Here is a 24,231-nt window from a genome sequence, read left to right as displayed (position 1 = left end):
TGCCTCCCTCTCCAAATCACTTATCATCCAAAAAATGATGAAAAATTTCTTGTTGTTCGCGCATCTTTCGTGCGCTGCCATTTGCTCGGCCCAGGTGATCAACGGGTCGTTTGAGAGTCCCAATGTTGTCGCGACTCTCGACGATGGTACTGGACTCTATTTGTACACGCGCAACTCAACCGTTGCGACCGGCTGGACAATGAGTGGCTCTCAGTGGATTTGGATTGGCTCCCGCGCCCCGTTTTGGGTCGCAGCCGATGGTAATCAATACACCGAGGTCGAAAGCGGGTTTTCCGGTGCCATTTCCCAGAGCCTCGCGACGGTTGCCGGTCAGCAATACACCTTGTCGTTCAGCTACGCGGCGAACCCCTTTGTCGCGGCTGGTAACGCGGACGACTCGATGCGAGTGTCCTTTGGCGGATCGTTCGTTGACCTTATTGACGGAACCGATACCACCCAAAATGACCTGAACTGGATGACCAAGTCGTACGTCGTCACGGCAACGTCGTCAAGCTCGATTCTTCAATTTGAAGACGGATTCGTCGGTCAGCCATTCCATGGCGGATTCTTGGATAACGTCTCCGTGGTGCCCGTGCCCGAACCAGGAACCTTTGCCGTCTTGGGTCTTGGCGCCGCTGCCCTCTTGCGACGGCGACGCCCCTGAGGAAGTGAGGTAGCTGCGCTGGGCGACATGGCGGTAAGTTCTATCCGTGTATCACGCGATCCCTTACCGCTCCAAACCCGTCAGCGCCGAAGAATCCGAAGCTCGGATGCGGGCGATCTATGAAGAAGCGAACGAGCGGCGGACCATTCGCATGTTTTCTTCGCGCGAAGTGACGCGAAAGACCATCGAACTGGCGATCATGACGGCGGGCACAGCGCCCAGCGGAGCCCACTTGCAGCCGTGGCACTTCGTCGCGATTTCGGATATTGACACCAAGCAGAGGATAAGAGAAACGGCCGAGGCGGAGGAGAAGGAATTCTACGAGCGGCGCATCACGCCCGAATGGCGCGAGGCGTTGCTGCCCCTGGGAACGGATTTCGTCAAGGCCCACCTCACCGACGCGCCGTGGCTCATCGTGGTGTTCCGCCGCGACTATGACGTTCTGGCGGACGGAACCCGGCGGAAGAATTACTACATGACCGAGTCGGTCGGCATCGCGGTCGGGTTCCTCATCCAGGCCCTCCACCGCGCGGGGCTGGCGACCTTGACCCACACCCCCGCGCCGATGACGTTCTTGCGCGACATTTGCGGCCGTCCCGCCAACGAAAAGCCGTTCGTGCTGCTGCCAGTGGGTTATCCCGCGGATGACTGCACCGTCCCCGACCTCGCTCGCAAGAGCCTTGACGAGATTTGTGATTTTCGCTGAGCGCCGGGCTTAACTTCACCGTCTCTCAAGCGAGAACACGGATATTCTTCCTCGTAACGCCGTCCACGCCGGGGTCTACCTTCGCTTCCGACCTTGCTTCGCTGATTTGTTCAGCATGTGTTCGCGGACAAACCTCGCGCTCATTTCTGCCCAGTTAAGGACATCAGCTTCCGTTTCGAAACTGCCTTCACAAAGAAACGCAAAGTTCCTGAGTGGTCGGCCCGTCAAATCCATCGGCAACGCTCGACCTGCCTGCGACTCACGCGCGAAGTCTTCGTCACCTAACCTCACCACGAGTCGATCCTTGTCGATGCCAACGAGCATTTTTCCATTGAGCGTGAAGCAAAGTCCGCCAAACATCTTAGTCTCGCCAAGTACTTCTCCCGCCTTAAGATTAAGGTGCTGAAGAACTTGGCGAAGGCGATCAGCGAGGTCGGTGTTGTAAGGCATTGCTAGACGATCTTCATGCCCTCCGGAGGCTTGACTTCGCCGACTTGTTGATAGAACCAGAGTTTGAGATTGTTGTTGTCCTCGACGATCGTCACTCGATCACCCCACCACATGTCTTCGAGCGGCGAGGGATTCAGTCCCGAAGAGACGAGTTCATCGCGATAGGCCCCGACGTCGGACACTTGAAAATAGAACTGCGTTGCAGGCATACCGCTCTGCTCCGTAGTTGCACGGTTGAACATCAGTCGACCGCCTTCTCGTAAAACTGTACAGAACTCCAAAAGACCGTCGTTCCCTACAACTGCCATAAGGTGATCGAAACCGAGCTTGTCCACATAGAAATTCCGGGTGTCGTCCACCGACTTCACTGAAACGATGGGCATCACGGAGGCTTGCATGCCTTAGTTATCCCCCGGAATCCAGTTGAAAGCAACGTCGCCGCGGACCGTCTGGATGTAGTTGAGCTGTCCTGAATGGTACATCGTATGCCAGACTGCCAGGTTTGCCATTCCAAGAGGAGTGAATGGGCCGACCGGCGAGGGGAAGACATCCGCAACGAAATCGCCTGTGTAGGCCAGGATAGCCTCAGTAAAATTGTCGGCGGAAGCGTTCATTGCTGCGACTGCCGAAGCCTTGTCGCAGAACTCCTTGGGTGCGCGAACCCAACCGCCTTGCGGCCCTTCGATGTCGGAGGGTCCGTTCTTAAGTAAGCCACCGAATGTGTCGAAGAAGCCGACCATTTCAAAAATGAAGTCGTAGCCACAGCGGGATTGCCCGCCACAGGTGGCGGCAAGATCATCACTGCTCATGGCATGGATGTCCGCTCCGAACAACTGACGGGCAAATGCAAGTCGCTCAACTACGTCTTTTCTTGGATCAAATGCTTGATTATTCATGACTCCAATATTATCGCAGTGGAAGTACATCACAATCTACTACTACAAGGAGTAGTTTGCCGAAAGATTTTGAATTGCTTGAACGGATAGGGTTGACGCAGTACGAGCGTCAAACATTTGTTGCGCTTCTTAAGCGCGGAATCGCAGATGCCGCGACTCTCTGCGAAGAAGGGGCGGTGCCGAGCTCAAAGATCTACTCTGCAACGGAGAAACTTGCCAAGCTCGGCCTGATCACGATTCAGCGTTCTCGCCCGAGGCAGTTTGCCGCACTCTCCGTGGAAGAAGCAGTCGCTAAGATCTCCGAAATAGCCCGCGAACAAGCAGATTCTGTAGCCTCCCAGTCACAAACGCTAGTAGACATGATTAAGGCAGCCCAGGGCGAAAATCAGCCCGCCTCTGCATTTGCTGAGGTTGCCTTGGGCGCGCAGCAACACGTGCAGCGCCATCTATCGCTCCTGGCCTCGGCGTCTTCGGAGATCATTTCGTACATGGAACTGCCTGATATCGAAGCAATACGAAAGTCGGATTCAAGGGGGTTGAACATCTTGAAGTCCGTGAGGAAAAACCTGGAAGCTTGCTCTATTGAGCACCGAATTGTGTTTGGTTTCGGCCCGCGCGATGCCAATGAGCTGATCAAGTTTTTGAAGCAATATCGAGCCGAACTCCGCTCGACGACGGGCGTTCGCTATGCTGGTCTCCTCGGGCACCCGTTTCATGTGATTGATGGTGAGACGGTGATTCTTAGCCTCGACAACCCCTTCTTGGCGGACCGCCGCTTCGGATCAGTGATGATGAAATCGAGGGTGTTGGCAGAACCGCTTTCCCGGGGGTTTGAGGAACTGTGGCGGAAGAGCATGAAAAGCCTGCAAGAAGTCAACTTCGACCCTCGATTGCATTAAGTGGCTCGGTCGCGCATGACCTAACGTGACATCCTGGTGGCGGGTGGTTTTTGAGGAGACGGTCGCAGATACACACGGTCAACAATTCACCGATGTGACCCGACGCCTTGGATGGGGTGTTCGGCGATGGAAGATTGTCCGCAGGCAGCTTCTCGTCTACTTGTCGGTGTAGAGCCGACTCTGCAGTGAGGTCTGAACGCTCGCGAGACTGGCGACTGCTCAGTTTCTCAGGTCGCGGCGCCGGGGGCTACGTTCTTATCTCAAGTTGAGCGTGGGTCAGGCGGACCTCCGGATACTCTTCCACGTAAACTTCGCCGTCCACTCCATAGTAAGAAACGGTCCGGGCCTCGAAATCCACATCGTAGTGGACCACCCCCGCCTGCCAACTCGCGAGTAAGAATTCCGGGAACGTGGTTTCGCCCGCCTGGTCGGCGCGCAGAGCCCGAATGAGCGCCGTCTGATCGAAGTCGGGAACCTCCACCATGCCCTGCACCAACGGCTCCCCTTGGATCGTGACCGCGCCCCCTCTCGTGATGAAGGTGCTTTGGCACGAAGGCAGGTACCAGAAGTTTCGCCTCACCCCCGCCTGGCGCAAGACCTCGGCAAGATAGGGAAACCCGCCAACTTTCGGTCGAATCGATTCGGCGTGGGCAAAGGCAGATTGAAGGTTGTCGATGGCTATGCTCATTGTCTTGTGTGGCAGTATAACCTGAGATGCCTAGTCGGCCGTGTCCAAAGAGTTGCGGTGAACTCCGCCCAAAGCCGGTAGTCCGAGGAGGTGGATCAAGTTCGCGAGTCGCGTCTCCACGCGCTGAGGGTATGTCAAACATTCCTCCCAAGCCAACCGAGCCCAGTCACCATGAGGGAACGAAGGGATGATATCCGCGCTTTGTTCGAGCATGGTCATCAACCGGGCGTAGTCCACGAAGCTTTCGAACGCTTCTAGATTCTCGGGAAGGAAGCCATGGTCGAAGATCGAGGCCTCCGATCCCGTGTTGTAAACACCTCCTCCTCCGCTATATGGAGTCCAGTCGGGCACCGCTGGACAGTCGTTCTCTCTCCAGATGATGCCAGTGCCGAAGACCAGCCACCATTGCGCACGCCCGATCGTTGAAACGTCGCCGAGTCGCTGCAAGATCGCTCGTGTAATGGGGACTGACTGCCCCAACGCATTGAAACTCCACAGCGGGCCATGGAGATCATTTGGACCTCGTGGATTGTATGCGACGGAGAGATTCTCGCTCCACGCATCGACACCCTCGATATACGCATCGGTCATCCAGTCTAGAACTTCCTGCCGCCTGGATTCGCTCATCATTTTGGCAAGCACCTGGCCGTGATCGATGGCTCGATAAAAATCACACTCAGACGCGGGGCCCCCTAACCGCGTCAGTTGACCTTCCCACCATCGAATCAAGAACGCGGGAAACAGGTAGTCAAACAGGTCCTGTTGTAAGTCGACGTAGCAAAGATCGAGCAAATAATGCCAGTAATCGCTCTGGTCAATCTCATGCCAAGGTTTGGCCGCAGTTTTAGCCAGGTCTTTTTGCTCTCCGTCGAACTGCTTTTGAGTAACTCTACGAGGCGGTCGCGGATCGCCGAAAATCCGGCTGATCCGAGCAACCATCGGCCGTTCATAGAACGGTGCGTTCATGTCGGAAGCGTACCCATAAGCCTGGCGCGAACCGGTCCGGTCAAACGACCAGGTGGGGCTATTCAAGTTCGTGTCCCATCCGGTCCGATGGATTCAACAGGGTCAAAAGCGGCTGGTACTCCGGACGGGATTCGAACCCGCGACCTCCGCCGTGAAAGGGCGGCATCCTAACCGCTAGACGACCGGAGCAACTGCCTGTAATTATGACCGGTCGCCGACAATCCCGCAAGGGGGGAGCGGCCATAATCTCCCCATGTCCGTCATCATCGGCAACCAGCTGGTCCTCGAGCCGGTGACCCTCGGCTTGGCGCGGGTGCACGCCGATCTGCAAGCCGAGCTCGGCGTGCCGATCCACCCGCAGTGGCCCAACCCTGAGTTCCACGACATGCTCCACAGCGACATGCCGGCCGAGCTCGAATTCTGGGCGATCATCCACGTTGGCGACCGGCAGATGATCGGCGAAATCGGCACCAAATCGCCCAGCCACGACCCCATCCAGCTCAGCGGAACCACGGTCGAAATCGGCTACGGCATCGTGCCCGAGTATCGCGGGCGCGGGCTGGCCAGCGAGGCCGTGCGCCTGCTCTGCGACTGGCTGTTCAGCATCGCCACGGTGCGCGTCATCACCGCCAAAACCGATCCGAAAAACCTCGCCTCGGCCAAGGTTCTGCTGAAGAACGACTTCCAACCCGCCGGCAAATCCGACGAGGGCCGGTTCGTGTTCACGCGGCGATAAGACTGCGCGGCATCACCGCCGAGACCGATCCGGAAAACCTCGCCTCGGCCAAGGTTCTGCTGAAGAACGACTTCCAACCCGACGGTAAATCCGACGAGGGCCGGTTCGTGTTCACGCGCCGATAAGGCGCAAAAAAGCCCCGCCTACCCAGGGGCAAGCGGGGCCAGATTTGTTACCGACCGATCTCGTCGGTGCCCACGGTTTCGCTGGGCTCGATGTCCTCGATCGTGGCTTCGCTCACGCCGATGTCGCTACCCGGCGTCGGCTTGTATTGACTAAAGTCAACCGAGCCGCCGAAGTTGCCCACGCGGCGAGCGGTGGCGTAGGTGCGCTGATAGTAGCTCTTGCTGAGCGTATCAATGCGTACCCGTCCGCTGCCCGAGCTGGCGTGGATCATGTTGCCATTGCCGATATAGATGCCGACGTGGCTGATGCGCGAGCTGCGGCCCGTGCGGAAGAAGATCAGGTCGCCCGCCTTCAATCCGCCACGCGAAACATAGGTTCCGCGACCCGCCTGAGCGGCGGCCGTGCGCGGCAGGTTGATGCCGTGCTTTTTGAAGACCGCGCCAACAAACCCGGAGCAATCAATACCCGAGCGGTTGGTGCCGCCGTACACATAGCGAACTCCCAGGAAGCTGCGCGCCGTGCCCAAGAGCGAGGCGGCCTTGCTGGCGCTTTCGTAGGCAACTTCAGTGTTGCGCACGTCGGGCAGTTTGCTGGCGACCTTTTTGGGAGCGGCCTTGGCGATGACCGGCTTGGCCGAACCTGAGGCAAGAAAATCGGCCTTGATCCATCCGATCAGGCCGCTGGTGAATTTGAGCTTGTGCCAGCCCGACTTGGTCTCGATGATCAAGCCTATGGAGCCTTGGTCAACGGTGTCGACGATGCGTCCCGAGGTGCTGGCGGTGGCGCGAACGCGCACCGTGTCGCCCGTCACGCGCATGGTTTTGGTCGGCGCGGCAGGAGTTTTGGCCGCGGCGACAGCCGTCTTCACGGCCTTAATCGGCGAACTGGCCGGAACCGGCTTGCTGGCAGCGCGCACGATAATCGGCACGGTCAGCAGTTGGCCTTCCTTCAGGTCAGAAAAGTCCACGTCCGGATTACTCTTCTTCAGCTCGGCAGTGGTGATTCGGAATTTTGAGGCGATGATCCAGTCGGTGTCGTATTTCCCAACGGTGACTTGAATCGAATCGGGGATCTCAATCTTAATCCCGGCGGCGAGAATGTTGTTCTCCAGGCCAGGGTTGGCGGTCCGCAGAATATCCACGGTCAGCCCGAGATCGTTGGCAATGGTCGTCAGGGATTCCCCCGACGTCGTTACGTGAGTTTGTTTAGCAAAGCTAAAACTTGCGCACAGCAAGCAGGCCCACAAGGTCACTTGTTTAATCATAGTTTTCCTTAGGTGCCTGGGTGACAGCCGCTAAGCTACCGTCCCGGCGAAGAACCAAGTATACCTGCGAGCAGGCAACTTCGCTCATGGTCAGGACGTGACGCCCCGGAGTTAATTGTCGGGTTTTCCCCAAAAATCTCTACTTTAAGGTTCTTGATCAATGGGTGAAGCATTCTCACCTTTCAACCGTTATAAATGTGGAATGCAAACGCTCAAGTTCATCTCGGCTCTTGGTCTGGCCTCGTTGGTCGGTGCCGGTTGGGCCGCGCCCAAGCCGCAAATGCTGATCGTCGAGATCGCGGATCGCGGCGAAGTGGTCATCGAACTCAGCGAAAAAGCCCCCCTCGCGACGGCTCACATCGGAGCATTGGCCGACAAGGGCTTTTACAACGGGCAGAAAATTTTCCGCGTGGTGCGCTCGCCGCGCCCGTTCCTCGCGCAAATGGGCGATCCGCTCACCAAGTCGCGCGCGCTGACCGACGATTCCATCGGATCGGGTGGCACGGGTGCCGCCATACCTTTCGAAGAAACCGGTTGGAAGCACACCAAGGGTGCGGTTGGCCTGGCCATGAAGGCCGATGCCAACGGCAAGCTCGTCGGGGATAGCCAGTTCTATTTCATGCTCGGCAACGCCGGGTTCCTCGATGGCAAATACACGGTTTTCGGGCGGATCACCAAGGGCGCAGAGCTTCTGGAGAAACTCGCCGAAGGCGATGTCATCACGCGCGTCAGCCTGAACCGGGGCTAAGTCCTCGCGGTAAGATGAAGGCCGCTTGAACGTCCTTCGCCCCATCGCCCTGCGCCTCCTTTACGGGCTGATCAGCCTTATCGCGATCAGCTTCGTAACGTTTATGGCGGCCAGCATGGCGCCCGGCGACGCGGCCCGGATCATCGCCGGCGAAAAGGCGACTCCCGAAGCCTACCAAGCCATCCGGCGACAGCTCAATCTGGATAAACCCGTGCTCACGCAGTACGCGCTTTACATGGGTAAGGTCGTGCGCGGCGATCTCGGCACGTCGTATCACGGCACCAAGCAACCGGTGAGCGAGAAGATCGTGGCTAACTTGCCCATGACTCTGCGCATATCGGCGTGGGCGATCCTGCTGGCCTCGGCCATTGGCATTGGGCTGGGCACGCTGGCCGGACTCAAGAAAGACCGCGTTGTTGACAAGGTGATTCTCGGCCTCAGCACGTTTGGCGTCACCACCCCCAACTTTGTGCTCGCGCCGCTGCTGGTGTACTTGTTTGCCGTGCACTGGGACAAGCTCCCGACCGGTTGGTCGCCCGAGCGCGTGGCGTCGGACTTCTACTACTTGGTGTTGCCGGTGTGCATTTTGGCGCTGCGACCCATGGCCACCATCACCCGACTTTCGCGCGCCACGACCATTGATACCGCCGCGCAAGATTACATTCACCTGGCCATCGCCAAGGGTGTTCCCCGCCCTCGGCTCGTGTTTCGGCATATTTTGCGTAACTCGCTGCTGCCGGTCATCACGGCCATCGGCACGTCGTTCGGGTTCTTGCTCACGGGCTCGTTTATCCTGGAGACCGCGTTCCAGCTCCCCGGCATTGGGCGCGAAGGAATCGAGGCGATCCAGCGCCGCGATACGCCGATGATTTTGGCGACCACACTCGTGGCGGGCGCGCTCTTTGTTTTGGTCAACCTGATCGTGGATATCATCCAGCCGATTCTCGACCCGCGCATCCGGGAGTCGCAAGTCTAATGACCCGCTGGCTCGCTCGATTTTCGGCGCTGTACCTGATTCTGCTGGCGATCTTTGCCGTGGTCGTGCCGATGATGCGCCCGTTCGATCGTCAAGCCGGCGGTGTGAATTTGCCACCTGGCGGCGCGTTCCCGTTGGGCACCGACCAAGCCGGCTACGACATCTTGGCGCGGCTCGCCTACGGGGCTCGCATCTCGCTCGGCGTTGGTTTGACCGTGCAGGCCATCGCGTTGCTGCTCGGCGTCACGCTCGGCATCCTCGCGGTCTTCGGCCCCAAGTGGGTGCAAATCGTCATCTTGCGCATCACGGATACGATGTTCGCGTTCCCGGATATCCTGCTCGCCATCCTCATCATCGGCATCTGGGGCGACACCTCGATTCGGCCCGTCATCATCGCGCTCTCAATTACGGCGTGGCCCTCGATTGTGCGGCTCGTCAAAACCCAGGCCGCGACGCTTAAGGATCGCGAGTTCGTGCTGGCCAGCGACGCGCTCGGCGCGAAGAAGTTTTACACCGTCACCCGGCACATCATCCCGCACCTGTGGGGCAGCCTCCTCGCGGTGCTCATGGTCGAGATCGCGGGGACAATTCTCGCCGAGAGCGCGCTGAGCTTCCTCGGGATCGGGGTTCAGCCGCCAACGCCCAGTTGGGGCAGCATGATCAGCGATGCCAACCAGCAAAAGGCGAGCAACCCGGTGATGCTGATTTGGCCGTGTCTCATCCTCAGTCTCACCATCTTCGCGCTCAACTTCCTGGGCGACGGCCTGCAGGCCAAGTTCGACCCGCAACGCAAAGAAAACTAACGCACCGCGACGGCGAGTCCGCCCGTGGTTCGCGGCTCGGTGCGCGTGCGAACGGCGCGGCCCAACTCGTCGAACAAGGCAAATTGGGCCTGGTTCATGCGCGCTTCGAGCTTGGGTTTGCCGCAGACGATAATTAGCCAACCATCCTCCTTGGGCACCCGCAGAATCATGCCGCCGCGATTCATGTCCACCGTGGTGCCGCGCCACGTGACGCTACTTCCCTTCACCGCCACGCCTTCCTGCCGGAGATAACTGGCAATGCGCGGCTCGGTGGCGGGGACCATCAGGCACACGTTTTTCAGAATGCTGGGGATGCTCGTAAGGCGCTGCCCGATGCGCGGCTTGCCACCCATCACCTCTTCGGTGGCCGACATTCCGGTCGCAACAAACCGCTTGAACCGACCGATTTGGCCGCTGAGGCTTTGCGGGACTTCGCCGGGGTCGCGATGCCGCAGCAGACGATTGTAGGGGTCGAGCGCCACCAGTTTGGGCTTACTCGTCGTGGGAATAATCAGATCGCCGCTCGCCGGAATCGTGACGCGAGTCGCGATTTCCGGGCCAGTATCAAAGCGCAGCAACGCCTCGGTCGGCATGCGATATCCCGCGCCAACCCAGTCGAAACGAACCCGCAACTTCCCCGCCGTCCAGGTGGCATCACGCACCTTGACCCGCGGCGAACCGACGCGCCGCAGCCACTGGTCGAAGAACCACGAAAGGTCCTCGCCGACGACGCGCTCGCAGGCGGCCTCGAAGTCAGGCCACTCTGCGGGTTCGCCCGCCGGATGCGCGCGGAGGAACTCTTGAATCGCGGCGACCACCTTCTCGGGACCGATCACGGTTTCGAGCATTTGGAGCACGTAGGCGCCCTTGTTGTAGCCCAGGTCGCTGGCGTCAGTTCCCTGCTCTGAGCCCGCTCGCGCCACCGGGAATCGCTCAAAACTCTGCGCGGCGTACGGAAACTCGATGAATGCGCGCCGCGCCTCGGCGGGCGGGCACATGCCGTTCTCCCGCTTAAAGTGGGTCTCAAACCACGAGGCGAAGCTCTCGTTCCAAAGGCTGGTCAAGTAGGTGTTGGGCACGATGCCGCCGAACCAGGTGTGCGCCGGCTCGTGCGGCTCTTCGTCGGGCAACCAGTTTTGCTCGTAAGTCGCGTGGCTGTAGGCCTCTAGCGCGCCGCCAAACATGCACTGACTTTCTAGGAAGGTGAACTTGGGAAAGGGATACTTTTTGAACTTGGCGAGATACGCGAACACCGGCGCCGAGACCCGGTTTTGCAAGTCCATGTCGGCCTCGCTCATGTTGGCGCTGGCTGTTTCAATCTCCAGCCCAGGCGTCTTCAGGCTTCGCGAGCGGTACTGGCCCACCGACATGCTGAAAAAGCAGTTGGCCACATCCATGCGGAAGGTTTGCTCGTCCTGAGTCGCGCCCGGCACCACCGGACCGGCGACCCCGGGCGCAATGGCGCGCCATCCGCGCGGAAACTTGAGCTTCGCGGTGTACGTGGCGGGCCACCGTCCGAGCGTGGGGTACCAGATGTCGCCGGCCAGGCTCATCTCGTTTTGGCGCGTCATGCCGCCAATGAACGGCAGATTGATTTTGCCGCTGTACTCAATGACTAGCTCGGGCTGGTCGGCGCTTGGGCTCGGGAAGATGACGACCCCGCCGCCTTGCGCGAACGGCACTTTGTTGCCGGTGGAAGTCCGCAGATCGCTTACCTTTAGGTGCGATCCCAGACGCAGAATTGTGCTTCCCGAACTCGGCTTCTCGCGCCGCATGCGGAAGCGGTCGCGCACGGTTAGCTCCATTTTCTCGGGCCGAAACTCGACGGTTTCGAAGTTGTGATGCACCAAGCGAAAGCCCTGCCGATCCGCCTCGGCAATCTTGCGCACGAGTTTGCCTTCGCGAAACTCGAACACTTGCGAGCCGATGTCCTCCATGCCGGTCGGTGTGTGGACCACCGCGTACTCCGTGGCGTTGAGCGGTTCGCGAACAAACACCACCGCCCAGCCTTGACTGCCTCCGCCATACACGCCGCCGAGGTTGAGAAAGTCAAATGCCTGTAGGTCTTTGGCGAGTTCCGGACCGCTAAATCGCCGGAGAGCGCCGACGTTGCGGGCTTGCACCAGCGAGGCGATTTCGGTGCGCGCGTTCGGCGTGGATTGCCAACCAACCAAGCCGAGAATCGGTATGCAAGAAATCAGGAATTTGGCCATAATAAAGTCTCGTTTGGCGACGTAGCTCAGTTGGTTAGAGCAAACGGTTCATACCCGTTAGGTCGGCGGTTCGAGTCCGCCCGTCGCTACCACTCTTCACTTTTCCGAACCCTGTCTTTGTACCGGAGACATAGGTGACAGATCAGTACCTTTCGCCCAATAGGTGTTTACGGAGCCAAGCCGCCTGTTGTGTCGCAAAATCTCGACGATTCACCGGCGATCCGATCTCATGTCCTTCGTTGGCATAGCGAATGACGAGGCTCGGCTTGGCCGCCAGCCACAGCGCGTGGGTTAGAATCTCGTGCTGAGTAGGATTCACGAGCTCATCGCGGTCGCCGAACACCGCCAGCACCGGGACCTTCAGGTTCTTGATAAAGGTGAGCGGCGAGTTCGCGCGATACGCGGCTGGGTTTTGGTCCGGCGAGACGCCCATCCGGCCCTGCTCGATCTGGACAATCGGCGCATTGGACTCCTGGCCCGCATAGCTCGAGAAGTACAGCGACGTGAGGTCGGTGATCGGCGAACCCGCAATGACACACCGCAACTCGGGCATCTGAGTTGCGGCGAAGAGCGCGCCATAACCGCCCCAACTATGACCCACCACCGCGATGCGTCCGACTTTGGTGGACTTCCGGACCTCGGCGATCCAGGCCCGGAGGCTCCGCACCACCGACGGCCCCGGCTGACCGACCTCGAACGCGAGGTCTGGTAACAGGACTCGGTAACCCTGCGCAAGCCAATTGCGCGCGGAATAAGGGTCATTCGCATCGACCGGCGTGAATTCAAACCCGCGCCCGGCTTGACGATCGTAGATGTGGATCACGAGCGGGCGCTCCTCGTCAACGTCGTCGGGGGAAAGCAGAGTGGCGGCCACGGTTTGCGCCCCAACTTTGGTTGTGAGGAAACTCCGCCGAACGGTCGGGTCCGCCGCATCGGCGGCGTCGCGATTCGAGGTCACCAGCACCGGGGCTTTTGCGGCGGGGGACTCCACCACCGCCGGCGGCGAGTTGAAATCTTGACGCAGGAAATCCGTTCCGGTGCGGGAGCGTCGCGCCACGATCGTCGCGCTCAGATCGCCGAGGTGCAAGGCGTGGCCATCCCACCACGCCAGACCGACCTGCCCGCCGACACTGCGCTCGGCCCGGAAGTACACCGACTGATCGAAATCGTACTCACCTGGCCCCGGCAGCGCGGAAAATCTTATCGCCTGGCCGGGCTGGGTCAACCGCACTGGCGACTCGGTCAAACGAACCACCTCATCGCGACCGACCGCGAACACGTCACGGTGATTCGATACAAACCTCATGCGAGGATCGCCCGCACTCGGCCAACTCACGCGTTCGCCCGTCGATAGGTTCACCCTCGCAAATCCGGTTAAGGTGCGCATGAGAGCCGCGTCGTCGAACGTTGTAGCCGCCGAAACGCCCTCCAAGCCGAGGTCAACATAGTCGTGCGTTTGCAGGTCTACTCGCCAGAATTTGCGGCGATAGTTCCCGTTTGGCCAAGGGCGTTCCAACGCCTCTTCCAGCACGGCAAAGTTTTTGCCAAGTTGCGGATCGCGCCACGGTCCGTTCTCGATCTGGAACCCGTCGCTCAGCATCAAGTAGCGCTCGGCCCGTTCTCGCCAGGGGTAGTTGGGTTCATCCGTGGCCATGTGATGGATCGCGCCCGCCGAAACAATTCGCTGAATGCCAAACATGGTGCGCTCGCCTACCTTGCGAAGGGGCACCATGGGGTCCACCGAGAAGCCGTCAGGCAGGTCCAACTGCGCCCCATTCAGGTGCGTGGCTGTGATCCAGCCATCCCAAGTTGCGCTGAGAAAAGGCGTTTCGCTCTTGCCACCAGATTCCGCCCAATCGAGCCGGTGGAGGACCCACTTACCGTCCTTTTGGTATGTAGCAAAGTCTCGGGAGATCATCCGAGCATCGAGCGGCAATAGCGCCGTCTCGCGCGTTCGCGGATTGATTCCGACGAGTCCGGCCGGGGTCGGAATGGCAAGTGAGGAGATGCCTTCCACGTAGCCCAGAGCGCCTGAGTACTCCGTTTGCCGCTGATCGGAGAGGTAGCGGACCACGACCGACCTCAAAGGTCCGTCCTCAATGCGAAACACCAACAAGGATGCGGGACCATTGTCAGCCGGGATAAACAAGGGTTCGCGGCCGCCGCGAATGGTTTCGGTTGGCGATCCCTCGCGCTGAATCTCCAGCCGATGCGCTCCATCGACGGTCACAAACTCGGTGGCGCGCTCCTTACCGGAGATGCTGTGGACGCTGGAGACGATCCGCTCGGGGACCGCGCGGGCCAGATAGCCCGCCAAAATAAGGCTCAGTCCAACCGCGAGCTTAGCCGCCACGGCGTTGCGGAATCACGGCGGGCGGCGTGGGAGCCGACATCGGCGCAGCCAGGGGCATGGTCGCTGGACGCGGCGCGCTTCGCGGCTTCGGTCCGACCGCGATAATGCGGGGGCCGCCGGGATAATAGCTCAGTCCCAAATTGTCGGTGCGCACCAGCTTGCCGCCGCTAAACACCTGGCGATAGGTAGTCACGCGGTGACCAGCACTTCCCTTTTCAACCACCCGCCGCGAGCCCGGACGGAGGCTCGAATCGAACACGGTTTTGCTTCCCGCCGCCCAGCTCGACCGCTTGCCCGAGGTGATCTTTACGGTCTTATTGGTCGGTTGACCATAGATGATAAAGGTGAGGCTGCCCTTGCCAAACGTCCGCCGGAACGCGATCGGAAAATCGTACGGATTCTTGAGCTTGAGATCGAGCGATCCCCAGCTTACGGTCGCGTCGCGACCAACCGGCACATACGCGACCGGCATGCTGTGGTTGCGGCGCTGAACGATCCCAAGATCGGCCAGCAGCGAAGCGTTGTAGAGCGTCGTGCTGACCTGGCAGATGCCGCCCCCAACGCCAGTATCGTGGCGACCGTTCACGTACACGCCAGCCTCCTTGAAACCCGCCTGAACCGTTCGCTTGCCGACGGTGCCATTGAAGCTAAACACCTCGCCTGGCATCAGTACATGGCCGTCAATCTTGCCGCTGGCCAGACTCAAGTTGTTGTTGCGGCTCTTTTGGCCGGTCGGATATCGCGTGCTAAACCGCGAGATTTCCACCAGAGCGAGCCCGCCTTCCGGGATCGAACTTGCAGGAACGTCAATGTCAATTTGCGCTTGAGCGTCGCCGTTGCGCCAGGCCGCCATCAGGTTGTCCAGCGTCTTTTTGCGGTCAAACTTCGGCGCGGGCTTAGCGCCCTTCACCACGACTTTGCCGCCCACAATGGCGACCTGCGCGTCGCCGCCGCCAGTGCCAAGTTGGGCTTCGATAAAGCGTTGCAGGCTGTCCATCTTGGCCGCGTCGAACTTGTAGACTGCGTCGAAATCGCGCTTGGTCGGAGGGCCGGTCGGCACCGTTTCGCTGTAGAACGCTTCCTTCGGCATCGCCGCCAGCGTCGCGGCATCGTCGAGAGCCACCCCCCACGAAGTCAGACTGCGCGCCTCGGGTTGCTTTTTGAGCTGAGAGTTGGTCAGCGAGAACAGCGTGCGTCGCTCGTTATCCCACCACAAACGAAGCTGGTATCGCGCCTCGGTGGTCGTCAGGCCACCCACATTGAGCCCGGCGATGGTGACTTCCGGCTGCAGAATCGGATCGTTCGCCTGAGCGAAGGCAGCAACGGCCGAACCGGCCACCAAGAAGAGTGCGAGAAAGCAACGTGAAGAGCCCATGAATGATTGCCACAAATTATACAAGATTGAACGTTTGGGCACGGGCACAAGTCCCTCGGACGGTACAATTTAACTATGCCCAAACTGGTTTGGCTTAATGGGGATGTCATGCCCTTGGAGACAGCGACCGTCAGTGCCGCAGACCACGCCCACCTTTATGGCGATGGCATCTTCGAAGGGATCCGCATCTACTCGCGGCGAGTGTTTAAGCTCGACGAGCACCTCGACCGCCTTTATCATGGGATCGCTTACTTCGGCTACGAAATGACGATCACCCAGCCGGAACTGCGCTCGATCATCCTGGACATGTGCGCGCAGGCCGACATCAGCAACGGTTACATTCGCCTAAACGTCACCCGCGGCACCGGCCTTGGCCTCGACCCCAAGAACATCAATCGCAAGCCGAACGTGATGATCATGGTCAATGAGCTGGCGCTGTATCCGCCGAGCGCCTACGACACCGGGCTCGACGTGGTCACCAGCAGCTTCCGCGTGATGTCGCCGGACACCATTGAGCCGCGTGTGAAGTGCATCGGCAAGTACGCAAGCAACATCATGGCGAAGATGGAAGCCAACCGCCAAGGCGCGGGCGAGGCGCTCATGCTGAATCAAATGGGCCAAATCGCCGAGTGCAGTGGCGACAACATCTTCCTGATCCAAGGCAACAAGGTTCGCACCCCGCACCCCAGCTGCGGCATTCTGCAAGGCGTCACCCGCAACACGGCCATGGAATTGGCCGTTGCCGCCGGCTACAAAATGGTCGAAGAAGTTCTGACTCCGTTTGACATCTTCACCGCCGACGAAGCGTTCCTGACCGGTACCGCCGCCGAAATCATCGGGATGGTGAGCCTGGACGGTCGCAAGATCGGTGACGGCAAGCCCGGCCCGATCACCCGCAAGCTCATGGAAGCCTACGCCAAGGTCCGCGTGACCGGCGTTGCCTTTGACAAAGTAGCCGCCAACGCGAGCTAGATGACCCCAGAAATCCCTGTGCGATTTCTCGACGCCCTTCGTGGGGAGCGAGAATCGCGCGGGGATTGTCCTTTTTGTGGATGGACCGAAGCCGACTGGGTTCGTACTGGACTCTACGGCTGCCCGCTCTGCTATTCAATTTTTGAGTACGAAGTCGGGGTTTCGGACGTCTCACCTTCGGGACCTTCTTCGAATGACTAGGTATCTTATGACTGTGGCGAATTGGAAGCGCACTTTTTTTGTAGCAACGGCTTTGATTTCGGGGGTCTTACTCTCTGGATGCGGTGGCGGCGGTGCCCTTACCACGCTTCCAAATCCCAAGTACCGTTACTTCAATCTCTCCGTCGACGCCACGATCAACGCATCGCTGAACGATAGCGATGTCGCCACGAATGTGCCCTACCTGGGCGGCACCCCGGCGTTTAACAGCGTCGAGTTTCGCAACGACGCCGATGGTGGTTACGATGCCACGACCTACGTTCCGAGCACCGAAATCGAAGTTCGCAACGAACAGGTTTGGCAACGCGACCAAGAGTACATCTGGATTTCCTACGGACTGGCCAACTTTGGCACCGAGAACATCAAACGCCTGGAGCAAACGTTCTTCACGGTAGATCGCGATGCACCGGTCGGTAACCGCGCTCGCCTCATCATTTTTAACGCGCTCGTCGAAAAGGATGGCGTGGACCCGTACGCGATTGACTTCCGCTCGTTCGACCCCTCGAATCCCGCCGGTGGCGAAAATCCGCAGTTCAACCGCGCGAACCTCTCGTTCGGCGACTTCAGCACGAGCACGCACGTGCTCGATATTGACAGCGGCACCCTGACGTTCCAAGCCCGTCAGAACGGCGCGGACGCGGCCGTTGTTTATGCGCAAAAGACCTTTGTGTTCGATCCGGGCGGAGTCTATCTCGCCGTGGTTAGCGGCAAGGTTGGTTCGCCTACGGTGGCCCTCCAACCACAAATCACATTTTTTAAGCTGTAAGTTTGCAATTCTCGGCAAACTGGTGTACACTTGTCTACAACCGTAGAATTGCGGTTGGAGGATCACGTTATGAAATCCATTGAAATTGGAAACAAGCTTGTTGAACTTTGTCGCGGGGCCAATTGGGCCGACGCCTACACCGAACTCTTTGTCGCCGAACCCGAATCGGTCGAAGCCATGGGCGAAGACCGTGTTGCCAAGGGCATGGCCGCCATTCGCGGCAAGATGGAGTGGTGGGACAGCACGTTCGACGTGAAGAAGATGGAAGTCGAGGGCCCGTTCCCGCATGGCGAGAGCGAATTCGGCGTGATCTTCCGCCTGGACACGGTGAACAAGCAGACCGGCGAAGAAAACCACATGGACGAGCTCGCCCTTTATGAGCTCGACGCCGACGGCAAAATCACTCGCGAGCGCTTCTTCTACGGTGCCTAGGTTCCGCCGATGAAGGTGGTGGTGGTCGGGGCCGGTTTCGCGGGTGTCGAGGCCGCCTGGGCGCTTGCGAATCGCGGCGCCCAGGTCGAACTCTACGAAATGCGGCCGGCGACCACCACGCCCGCTCACACCACCGGCTACTTCGCCGAACTGGTGTGCTCGAACAGCCTTAAGTCAAAAAATCCAGAGAGCCCCGCGGGCTTGCTCAAGACCGAAATGGCGAGTCTAGGCTCGCTGATTCTGGCGATGGCCAAGGAGCACGAAGTCCCCGGCGGTCAGGCGCTGGCGGTGGATCGCGATAAGTTTGGGGCGGCGGTTACCGCGACCATATCCGAGCACCCAAACGTAACCGTAAGGGCAAGCGAGTGGACGCCTGCGCTCATTGATGCGACGACGCCCACGATTCTCGCGACCGGCCCGCTCAGCACCGACCCAGTCTCGGAGTTTCTCGCCACCATCACGGGCCGCACGCATCTGCACTTTTACGACGCGGTGAGCCCGGTCGTCGAGGCGAGTTCGCTCGACCGCTCGATCGTTTTCGCGCAGAGCCGATACGACAAGGGCGAGGGCGACGACTACCTCAACTGCCCTTTCGAGAAGGATTCCTACCTCGCGTTTGTCGAGGCGCTGATCTCCGCCGAGCGCGCTCCGTTTCATGCGTTTGAGGCCGGCGGAAAACGGGATGGCGAAGCCACCGGCCGCGAAGAAGACCTGGTCGAAAAGGTGAAGTACTTCGCGGGTTGCATGCCGATTGAAGTGATTGCCGAGGGCGGGCCGCGGTCGCTGGCCTTCGGCAACTTTAAGCCGGTCGGGCTGGAAGACCCGCGCACGGGACGCCGCCCCTACGCGGCCCTACAGCTGCGTCCCGAAAACCGCGAGAAAACTCTCTACAGCCTGGTCGCCTGCCAAAACCGCCTTCGATTCGGCGAGCAGCAACGCGTGTTCCGCATGGTGCCGGGGCTGGAGCGGGCGGAGTTTGTGCGCTACGGCGTGATCCACCGCAACACCTATCTCAACGCGCCGCAGGTGCTGAGCGACGACCTGAGCCTCCGGAGCATGTCGAATGTGTGGGTGGCGGGTCAACTCACCGGCGTCGAAGGCTACGTCGAAAGCGCGGCGATGGGCATCTATGCGGCCCTCGCGGTGCTGGCCCGCCACACCGGCGCGGCCCTGCCGACACCGCCGGCCGCCACCGCTTACGGCAGCTTGCTTGGGCACCTACAAGACGACACGCCGCGCGAGTTCGCGCCGATGAACGTCAACTGGGGGCTCTTGCCTGGCTTCGAAACCGAACGCGACAAGGGCGTGAAGCGAGGCAAAAAGATCGAAGCCGCGCACGCGGCCTGGGAATCCTGGTTGCCCAAAGTCGGTAATCTATCCGTATGAAACTGGCCGTCGTTGTCGCCCTAGCCCTGAGCGGTGTTGCCGCCGTGGCTCAAACCCAAATGGTTTACACCAGCCCGGCCCAGGGGCTCAGTTTCACCTATCCGCAAAAGTGGAAGTTTTCGCTCAAGCGCACTTACTCGGAGTTCACCTTCCCGGTTCTCAACGGGGCGAGTCAGGCGAAGTTGCAGATTTTGGATGCCGGATTCCGCGGGGCCAGTGATGTCTGGCAAACCATGCAAGCCGACGTGGTGAAAACCCAGAAGCGCGTGTTGGTAAAGCAGTGGGACGAGGTCTATCTCGGCGCGCCCATGCTCTACACGCTCAGCGAGCACGACGACAAGGGGTTCACCATCTCCACGCTCAGCGGCCTGCTGTATTCGCGCACCACAACGAAGTTCCAGATTCGCCTGGAAGTACCCAAACCCGGCTACGACGAAGCCGAGACCTTGGTGCGCGCCGTGTTGCTCACCATGCGCACCTCGACCGGCGGCGACTACCTGCCCGAGGACCCCACGCAGCAACTGCCCACCACCAAGCCTTCCAAGGAAAAGCCGTTTGTGGCCGAGGAGGTCCGAGTGGCGCCTTCGGCACCCCCCGTGCAGTTCACGTTTAAGCCTGATGGCGCGCCCACCAAGCCAGTTACGGGCGAGCAAGCTGCGCCCACCTTGCTGGCGGGTTCCACGGCCAATGTTCTGTTCGCCAAGGGCTGGACCGCAAAAGCTGGGGACGAGGCGGTGCTGCTCACTCACCCGCAACTCACCGGCACGGTTAAAATTGCCCTCCACAGCGTGGTCACGTCGCCCACGCCGGCCCGCATGCTCGCCGAAATGATGGCCGCCGACCTCAAGAGTTTTGACAGCGTGGCCAACCGAGCCGACGCCCCCGCCAAGTTCAATGCGGCGGGCTACTCCGTGTGGCGATCCTCGCGAACCGGCAAAATGAAGAGCGTGGACACCACGGCCTTTCTCGCCGTGGGCGCAAAGGACGACCGCTACTGGGTACTCAGCTACACCGGCGCGAGCGAGTCCAGCAAAAAGTCGCTGGCGCTCATTGAACAGCTCATCCGCACGCTCGCCCTTGAGGTCAAGGGTTGATCCTGGCGCTGAGCAGTTCTTCCGCCATCGCCTCGGCCGCCTTGTTTTCGCCGGAGGGTCAGCTTGTGGCCAGCGGTGAGCGCGAGGCCCCGCGCGCTGCTTCGGGCGCTTTGATTCAGTTGTGCGAGCCGTGGCTACAGGAGCACGCGCTAAGCGGCATCGTCGCCGATGTTGGCCCTGGTAGTTTTACGGGCGTGAAGGTGGCGGTGATGCTCGCCAAGACGTGGGGTTATCTCTACCAAATCCCGGTCGGAGGAATCGCAGCTTTTGACCTCATTTCACGCGACGGGGTCCGCGTCATCCCCAGCCGCAAGGGTGAGTTTTTCGTGCACGACGGTCACGAGTTGACGATCAGCCCACACGCCTTGGCGAGCGAGCCCCCGATCGCCGCCCATCTGGCCGCGACTTGGGACCGCATTCAGTGGTCCACGGCGCTGGAGCTTGAGCCCAACTATATCTTTCCGCCCAGCATCAGCCAGCCCAAACGCGCGCCTGGACTCCTCACGCCATGACGGTCACGATTCAGCAAGACGTCCCGATCGCCAAGTTTTGCACGCTCAAAGCGGGCGGTAACGCGGAGCTTTTTGGTCAAGCGAATCACCTTGACGAGCTCGCGGAACTGCTGACGTGGGGGCACGATCGGGGGCACCCGATCACGATTCTCGGTGGCGGTAGCAACATGCTGCCCAGCGATCGCGGGGTGCCGGGCCTGGTTATTCTCAATCGCACCAAGTCCATTTCCATCAGCGCCGACGATGGCGTGGTTCACGCCGATACCGGCGTGTGGTTCCAGGAACTCTTCCTCAAAACGGCGCAAGTCGGGCTCGGCGGGCTGGAGTATGCGGTCGGCATTCCGGGTTCGGTCGGCGGCGCGCTGGTCAGCAATGCGGGCGCTTACCGCAGCAACATAAGCGAGCACATCACCGCTCTGGAGGTCGTGCAAAATGGCGTGCGCATGTGGGCCGATCCCGAGATCATGGAGTTTGCCTACCGTGATAGCGTGCTGCGCGCGACGAACCCTCCCCGGCTCGGCGTGCTCCAGATTCGCCTGGCCCTTCCGCGACGCGCCCAAAAGGAAATCTACGACGAGGCGCGCGACTACCAGCGGCAACGCATCAGCAAGCAGCCCGCAATGGCAAGCGCGGGTTCGTTTTTCAAGAACGTTTACGATCAGCGGCTGGCCGATTCCCTGCCGAACCTGCCCGCTCGCCTCAAGGCGGCCGGAGTTGTGCCAGCGGGCTACCTGATTGATCAAGCCAAGCTGGCCGGAGCCAGCGTGGGCGGGGCCATGTTTGCGCGGCGTCATGCCAACTTTATGATCAATGCGCGGCGGGCGACGGCGACCGATATTCGCATGCTTGCCGGTCAGGTACGCGACGAAGTGGAGAAGCTTTATGGCGTCCGGCTCGAAGAAGAGGTGCTCTACCTCGGCGATTGGTCGGATTTTTCGCCGCAAAGTCGCTGAACTCACCTCAATTGTGGAACGTACAATAGGGGTACTTCAGCTGAGAAGGAGATTTATGGCGGTTCGTGGAATGACAGCGGTTGCGCTGGTTGGCCTGACCATCACGGGGAGTTTTTCGCAATCCAACGCACGCGAAAACGCCGTGTTGCAAAAGCTTAAGGCAATGTATAAGGAGCTTGATCTTGCGATTCAGAAGCAAGACATCGACAAAGCGGCAACCTACTACAGCAAGGACTGTTTGGTCTATCCCATCAAGGGCAAGCCGATCGAGATTCTCGACGCGATCATCGCCCGCACCGACCAGTTCGACTTGGCGAAAAAGATTTCGATCCGGACTTCGACCAAGACCATCCGCGTGAACGGCAACTCGGCGCAAGTCGTCGCGGTCATCACCGTGGTCGCCACCTTGCCGCAGCGCGGATTCCCGGACCGAACGGTAGAAGTTCGTGTTCGAAGCGTCACCGAAGATCAGTGGAAATACTCCAAGGGCTGGCGCATCACCCAGGTCAAGTCTTTAGAAGATCAAATGTGGTTTGACGGCAAACTGCAGGGAGCGACGAAGAAGCAATGAAGCGATTTGCCTGCGCCGTAGCGCTCGTCGCCGCGATGGCCTACGGCCAATCGAACGCCCGCGAAGCCCAAGTTCTTAAGAAGATCAAAGAGATTTATCAGGAACTTGATGCAGCGCTGATTAAGCACGACGCCGAGGCCGCATTGAAGGCGTACGACCGCACCGCGAAAGTGTATCCGCTCAAGGGCAAACCGCTCAATATCGTGGATGCCGTGCTCCTGCTCACCGAACGCTACTCAAACTCCAAGACGTTCAAATTCAAAACGTCCACCAAAACCATCACGGTAAATGGCAACTCCGCAAGGGTACGGGCCGTGGTTACAATGGAGGCGCAAGTACCCGATCGCGAGAATCCCAAGAAGCTGCACTCGCTCAAGCTTCGCAGCGTCACCGACGACTATTGGACTTACAACAAGGGTTGGCGGATTACCAAGGTGCGCTCAATCGAAGATCGCACATGGGAGAACGGCAAGGAAGTTTACGAATAATTCGCCGCAAGACCATGCAGAACTGAGCGCATTCCCTTACAATAGGGCATGCGCTCAATCTTTTTGTTCGCGGCAGTTGTGTCTTTGCCTGCTCTTTCGCCAGCCAGTTACGAGCTACTGCTGGCGGTAGATTCCAACCTGAATCAAGTTCACCGCTTTGACCCTGTAACCGGTCAGTACTTTGGCTCGTTTGGAGCAGGGTACATGAGCCAACCAGCCAAGATTCATGTGGATGGCGCCGCTGGAATCGCCTATCTAACCAACTATAATCTGGGTTCGGTTCAGGCTTGGAACTATAGTTCAGGGGTTTTGGTGAACGAGTTTCAGGTCAACACCGCGCCTTGGGGACTCACTCGCCTTAACAACGGCAACTTTGTTGTCGTGAATGGGGGCACGGCGACCACATACAATTCCAACTTTATTTTCCTCAGCAGCTTTTTGGTCGGTAGTTCTTATGGCGTGGGCACGGATGGGACAAACATTTTCATCGGCGACGCCGGCACGGTCCGCAAGTTCAACACCACTGGAACACTACTTGGCACAGTTACGACCCCAGGCCGCAACATTTATGAGATCAAGATCCGCGGGAATGAGGCGTTCGTCGGCGGGGTCGCCATGGCAGGGCGCTTCGGCCGGTTTAACATCAGCTCGATGTCGGGCTATACCGAAACCCTGCTGGGAGGCACCACCGCCACCAGTGCCGTTGAGGGCTTGGCCTTTGGTCACGGCGTCAACATGTATGCCGCAACCACTTCTTCGACCACGGGTAACCCACAACAACTCGTTCGTCACCACCTCGGCACCAACTCCACAATTAGCTACTTTGGCACCAATGTAACAATGGGACGCATCACCGGCCTCGCGACGATCGTTGCCCCCGAACCCGCTTCGGCGAGCTTCATGGCGCTCGCCCTGGGCGCCCTCCTCTTGCGGCGCAAGCGAGCATAAAAAAGGCGGGGCGGCTAGATTCAGCCG

Annotated in this window: 26 protein-coding genes and 2 tRNA genes; 18 read left to right on the top strand and 10 right to left on the bottom strand. The window is 59.7% G+C overall.

What is annotated here, in order from left to right; all coding sequences use genetic code 11:
* Positions 1 to 34: 34 nt before the first annotated feature.
* Entirely contained in the window at positions 35 to 664 is a 630-nt protein-coding gene (locus tag JNJ45_05020) for a DUF642 domain-containing protein (GenBank protein ID MBL8048023.1), read from the top strand.
* A gap of 46 nt (positions 665 to 710) precedes the next feature.
* On the top strand, positions 711 to 1,370 hold the full coding sequence (locus JNJ45_05015; GenBank protein ID MBL8048022.1) for a nitroreductase family protein: 660 nt from the start codon (positions 711 to 713) through the stop codon (positions 1,368 to 1,370).
* A gap of 75 nt (positions 1,371 to 1,445) precedes the next feature.
* On the opposite strand, the gene JNJ45_05010 is transcribed toward JNJ45_05015, so the two are convergent.
* From JNJ45_05010 to JNJ45_05000, 3 genes are read right to left on the bottom strand one after another with little or no spacing between them, the layout of a single operon-like run.
* Entirely contained in the window at positions 1,446 to 1,820 is a 375-nt protein-coding gene (locus tag JNJ45_05010) for a TfoX/Sxy family protein (protein MBL8048021.1), read from the bottom strand.
* 2 nt (positions 1,821 to 1,822) lie between these two features.
* Positions 1,823 to 2,218, bottom strand: a complete 396-nt coding sequence (locus tag JNJ45_05005; GenBank protein MBL8048020.1) for a hypothetical protein — start codon at positions 2,216 to 2,218, stop codon at positions 1,823 to 1,825.
* 3 nt (positions 2,219 to 2,221) lie between these two features.
* Positions 2,222 to 2,716: a hypothetical protein gene (locus JNJ45_05000; GenBank protein MBL8048019.1), complete on the bottom strand. Its 495-nt coding sequence runs from the start codon at positions 2,714 to 2,716 to the stop codon at positions 2,222 to 2,224.
* A gap of 56 nt (positions 2,717 to 2,772) precedes the next feature.
* On the opposite strand from JNJ45_05000, the gene JNJ45_04995 reads away from it, so the two are divergent.
* Positions 2,773 to 3,615, top strand: coding sequence for a hypothetical protein (locus JNJ45_04995; GenBank protein ID MBL8048018.1), 843 nt, complete (start codon positions 2,773 to 2,775; stop codon positions 3,613 to 3,615).
* A gap of 247 nt (positions 3,616 to 3,862) precedes the next feature.
* Here JNJ45_04995 and JNJ45_04990 read toward each other — a convergent pair whose 3' ends face one another.
* The 3 genes from JNJ45_04990 to JNJ45_04980 form a co-directional block, all read right to left on the bottom strand.
* Positions 3,863 to 4,303: a DUF1398 family protein gene (locus tag JNJ45_04990; protein MBL8048017.1), complete on the bottom strand. Its 441-nt coding sequence runs from the start codon at positions 4,301 to 4,303 to the stop codon at positions 3,863 to 3,865.
* 30 nt (positions 4,304 to 4,333) lie between these two features.
* Positions 4,334 to 5,269 (bottom strand): hypothetical protein, encoded by a 936-nt coding sequence (locus JNJ45_04985; protein ID MBL8048016.1) that lies wholly within the window; start codon positions 5,267 to 5,269, stop codon positions 4,334 to 4,336.
* A gap of 113 nt (positions 5,270 to 5,382) precedes the next feature.
* Positions 5,383 to 5,458 (bottom strand) — tRNA-Glu (locus tag JNJ45_04980).
* Between the two features lie 64 nt (positions 5,459 to 5,522).
* On the opposite strand from JNJ45_04980, the gene JNJ45_04975 reads away from it, so the two are divergent.
* Complete coding sequence (locus JNJ45_04975) at positions 5,523 to 6,005, top strand: GNAT family N-acetyltransferase (protein MBL8048015.1); 483 nt, start codon at positions 5,523 to 5,525, stop codon at positions 6,003 to 6,005.
* Between the two features lie 172 nt (positions 6,006 to 6,177).
* On the opposite strand, the gene JNJ45_04970 is transcribed toward JNJ45_04975, so the two are convergent.
* On the bottom strand, positions 6,178 to 7,395 hold the full coding sequence (locus JNJ45_04970; protein ID MBL8048014.1) for a C40 family peptidase: 1,218 nt from the start codon (positions 7,393 to 7,395) through the stop codon (positions 6,178 to 6,180).
* 202 nt (positions 7,396 to 7,597) lie between these two features.
* On the opposite strand from JNJ45_04970, the gene JNJ45_04965 reads away from it, so the two are divergent.
* Genes JNJ45_04965 through JNJ45_04955 form a run of 3 tightly spaced genes read left to right on the top strand, consistent with a single transcriptional unit; the run spans position 7,598 to position 9,922 of the window.
* A complete protein-coding gene (locus JNJ45_04965) occupies positions 7,598 to 8,143 on the top strand; it encodes a peptidylprolyl isomerase (GenBank protein MBL8048013.1) in 546 nt (181 codons plus the stop codon).
* A gap of 25 nt (positions 8,144 to 8,168) precedes the next feature.
* Positions 8,169 to 9,119 carry an ABC transporter permease gene (locus JNJ45_04960; GenBank protein ID MBL8048012.1) on the top strand — a complete coding sequence of 317 codons (951 nt, stop codon included), beginning with the start codon at positions 8,169 to 8,171 and terminating at the stop codon, positions 9,117 to 9,119.
* Positions 9,119 to 9,922, top strand: coding sequence for an ABC transporter permease (locus JNJ45_04955; GenBank protein MBL8048011.1), 804 nt, complete (start codon positions 9,119 to 9,121; stop codon positions 9,920 to 9,922). Before JNJ45_04960 ends, JNJ45_04955 begins: the two co-directional genes overlap by 1 nt.
* Here the strand turns inward: JNJ45_04955 and JNJ45_04950 are convergent.
* A complete protein-coding gene (locus tag JNJ45_04950) occupies positions 9,919 to 12,135 on the bottom strand; it encodes a hypothetical protein (protein MBL8048010.1) in 2,217 nt (738 codons plus the stop codon). The genes JNJ45_04955 and JNJ45_04950 overlap by 4 nt on opposite strands.
* 15 nt (positions 12,136 to 12,150) lie before the next feature.
* On the opposite strand from JNJ45_04950, the gene JNJ45_04945 reads away from it, so the two are divergent.
* A tRNA-Met gene (locus JNJ45_04945) sits at positions 12,151 to 12,227 on the top strand.
* 50 nt (positions 12,228 to 12,277) lie between these two features.
* Here the strand turns inward: JNJ45_04945 and JNJ45_04940 are convergent.
* Positions 12,278 to 14,488, bottom strand: coding sequence for a prolyl oligopeptidase family serine peptidase (locus JNJ45_04940; protein ID MBL8048009.1), 2,211 nt, complete (start codon positions 14,486 to 14,488; stop codon positions 12,278 to 12,280).
* Complete coding sequence (locus tag JNJ45_04935; GenBank protein MBL8048008.1) at positions 14,478 to 15,827, bottom strand: VanW family protein; 1,350 nt, start codon at positions 15,825 to 15,827, stop codon at positions 14,478 to 14,480. Before JNJ45_04935 ends, JNJ45_04940 begins: the two co-directional genes overlap by 11 nt.
* A 111-nt stretch (positions 15,828 to 15,938) precedes the next feature.
* On the opposite strand from JNJ45_04935, the gene ilvE reads away from it, so the two are divergent.
* The 10 genes from ilvE to JNJ45_04885 all read left to right on the top strand — a co-directional run bounded on the left by ilvE (position 15,939) and on the right by JNJ45_04885 (position 24,204).
* On the top strand, positions 15,939 to 16,835 hold the full coding sequence (ilvE, locus tag JNJ45_04930; GenBank protein ID MBL8048007.1) for a branched-chain-amino-acid transaminase: 897 nt from the start codon (positions 15,939 to 15,941) through the stop codon (positions 16,833 to 16,835).
* 253 nt (positions 16,836 to 17,088) lie between these two features.
* The gene (locus JNJ45_04925; protein MBL8048006.1) at positions 17,089 to 17,820 is read left to right on the top strand and encodes a hypothetical protein; all 732 of its coding nucleotides are present in this window, start codon (positions 17,089 to 17,091) and stop codon (positions 17,818 to 17,820) included.
* Between the two features lie 69 nt (positions 17,821 to 17,889).
* On the top strand, positions 17,890 to 18,252 hold the full coding sequence (locus tag JNJ45_04920; protein MBL8048005.1) for a hypothetical protein: 363 nt from the start codon (positions 17,890 to 17,892) through the stop codon (positions 18,250 to 18,252).
* A gap of 9 nt (positions 18,253 to 18,261) precedes the next feature.
* The gene (gene trmFO / locus JNJ45_04915; GenBank protein ID MBL8048004.1) at positions 18,262 to 19,638 is read left to right on the top strand and encodes a methylenetetrahydrofolate--tRNA-(uracil(54)-C(5))-methyltransferase (FADH(2)-oxidizing) TrmFO; all 1,377 of its coding nucleotides are present in this window, start codon (positions 18,262 to 18,264) and stop codon (positions 19,636 to 19,638) included.
* Positions 19,635 to 20,732: a hypothetical protein gene (locus JNJ45_04910; GenBank protein MBL8048003.1), complete on the top strand. Its 1,098-nt coding sequence runs from the start codon at positions 19,635 to 19,637 to the stop codon at positions 20,730 to 20,732. Before trmFO ends, JNJ45_04910 begins: the two co-directional genes overlap by 4 nt.
* Positions 20,729 to 21,244: a hypothetical protein gene (locus JNJ45_04905; protein ID MBL8048002.1), complete on the top strand. Its 516-nt coding sequence runs from the start codon at positions 20,729 to 20,731 to the stop codon at positions 21,242 to 21,244. The genes JNJ45_04910 and JNJ45_04905 overlap by 4 nt, the downstream gene beginning before the upstream one ends.
* The gene (murB, locus tag JNJ45_04900) at positions 21,241 to 22,197 is read left to right on the top strand and encodes a UDP-N-acetylmuramate dehydrogenase (protein ID MBL8048001.1); all 957 of its coding nucleotides are present in this window, start codon (positions 21,241 to 21,243) and stop codon (positions 22,195 to 22,197) included. The genes JNJ45_04905 and murB overlap by 4 nt, the downstream gene beginning before the upstream one ends.
* A 55-nt stretch (positions 22,198 to 22,252) precedes the next feature.
* Complete coding sequence (locus tag JNJ45_04895) at positions 22,253 to 22,768, top strand: DUF4440 domain-containing protein (protein MBL8048000.1); 516 nt, start codon at positions 22,253 to 22,255, stop codon at positions 22,766 to 22,768.
* Positions 22,765 to 23,256 carry a hypothetical protein gene (locus JNJ45_04890; GenBank protein MBL8047999.1) on the top strand — a complete coding sequence of 164 codons (492 nt, stop codon included), beginning with the start codon at positions 22,765 to 22,767 and terminating at the stop codon, positions 23,254 to 23,256. Before JNJ45_04895 ends, JNJ45_04890 begins: the two co-directional genes overlap by 4 nt.
* A gap of 48 nt (positions 23,257 to 23,304) precedes the next feature.
* Positions 23,305 to 24,204: a hypothetical protein gene (locus tag JNJ45_04885; protein ID MBL8047998.1), complete on the top strand. Its 900-nt coding sequence runs from the start codon at positions 23,305 to 23,307 to the stop codon at positions 24,202 to 24,204.
* Positions 24,205 to 24,231: the final 27 nt, after the last annotated feature.

The sequence above is a fragment of the Chthonomonas sp. genome (genome assembly GCA_016788425.1).
Taxonomy (GTDB): domain Bacteria; phylum Armatimonadota; class Fimbriimonadia; order Fimbriimonadales; family Fimbriimonadaceae; genus JAEURQ01.
Note: the sequence above shows the minus strand (reverse complement) of the source record. Positions and strands in the feature narration are given on the sequence as shown.

What these genes read in the sequence shown, in the direction of transcription:
- JNJ45_05020 (MBL8048023.1), top strand. Translation starts at nt 35, where the DNA reads ATGATGAAAAATTTCTTGTTGTTCGCGCATCTTTCGTGCGCTGCCATT.
- JNJ45_05010 (MBL8048021.1), bottom strand. Translation starts at nt 1,820, where the DNA reads ATGCCTTACAACACCGACCTCGCTGATCGCCTTCGCCAAGTTCTTCAG.
- JNJ45_05005 (MBL8048020.1), bottom strand. Translation starts at nt 2,218, where the DNA reads ATGCAAGCCTCCGTGATGCCCATCGTTTCAGTGAAGTCGGTGGACGAC.
- JNJ45_05000 (MBL8048019.1), bottom strand. Translation starts at nt 2,716, where the DNA reads ATGAATAATCAAGCATTTGATCCAAGAAAAGACGTAGTTGAGCGACTT.
- JNJ45_04990 (MBL8048017.1), bottom strand. Translation starts at nt 4,303, where the DNA reads ATGAGCATAGCCATCGACAACCTTCAATCTGCCTTTGCCCACGCCGAA.
- JNJ45_04985 (MBL8048016.1), bottom strand. Translation starts at nt 5,269, where the DNA reads ATGAACGCACCGTTCTATGAACGGCCGATGGTTGCTCGGATCAGCCGG.
- JNJ45_04975 (MBL8048015.1), top strand. Translation starts at nt 5,523, where the DNA reads ATGTCCGTCATCATCGGCAACCAGCTGGTCCTCGAGCCGGTGACCCTC.
- JNJ45_04970 (MBL8048014.1), bottom strand. Translation starts at nt 7,395, where the DNA reads ATGATTAAACAAGTGACCTTGTGGGCCTGCTTGCTGTGCGCAAGTTTT.
- JNJ45_04965 (MBL8048013.1), top strand. Translation starts at nt 7,598, where the DNA reads ATGCAAACGCTCAAGTTCATCTCGGCTCTTGGTCTGGCCTCGTTGGTC.
- JNJ45_04955 (MBL8048011.1), top strand. Translation starts at nt 9,119, where the DNA reads ATGACCCGCTGGCTCGCTCGATTTTCGGCGCTGTACCTGATTCTGCTG.
- JNJ45_04950 (MBL8048010.1), bottom strand. Translation starts at nt 12,135, where the DNA reads ATGGCCAAATTCCTGATTTCTTGCATACCGATTCTCGGCTTGGTTGGT.
- ilvE (MBL8048007.1), top strand. Translation starts at nt 15,939, where the DNA reads ATGCCCAAACTGGTTTGGCTTAATGGGGATGTCATGCCCTTGGAGACA.
- JNJ45_04920 (MBL8048005.1), top strand. Translation starts at nt 17,890, where the DNA reads ATGAAATCCATTGAAATTGGAAACAAGCTTGTTGAACTTTGTCGCGGG.
- trmFO (MBL8048004.1), top strand. Translation starts at nt 18,262, where the DNA reads ATGAAGGTGGTGGTGGTCGGGGCCGGTTTCGCGGGTGTCGAGGCCGCC.
- JNJ45_04910 (MBL8048003.1), top strand. Translation starts at nt 19,635, where the DNA reads ATGAAACTGGCCGTCGTTGTCGCCCTAGCCCTGAGCGGTGTTGCCGCC.
- murB (MBL8048001.1), top strand. Translation starts at nt 21,241, where the DNA reads ATGACGGTCACGATTCAGCAAGACGTCCCGATCGCCAAGTTTTGCACG.
- JNJ45_04895 (MBL8048000.1), top strand. Translation starts at nt 22,253, where the DNA reads ATGGCGGTTCGTGGAATGACAGCGGTTGCGCTGGTTGGCCTGACCATC.
- JNJ45_04890 (MBL8047999.1), top strand. Translation starts at nt 22,765, where the DNA reads ATGAAGCGATTTGCCTGCGCCGTAGCGCTCGTCGCCGCGATGGCCTAC.
- JNJ45_04885 (MBL8047998.1), top strand. Translation starts at nt 23,305, where the DNA reads ATGCGCTCAATCTTTTTGTTCGCGGCAGTTGTGTCTTTGCCTGCTCTT.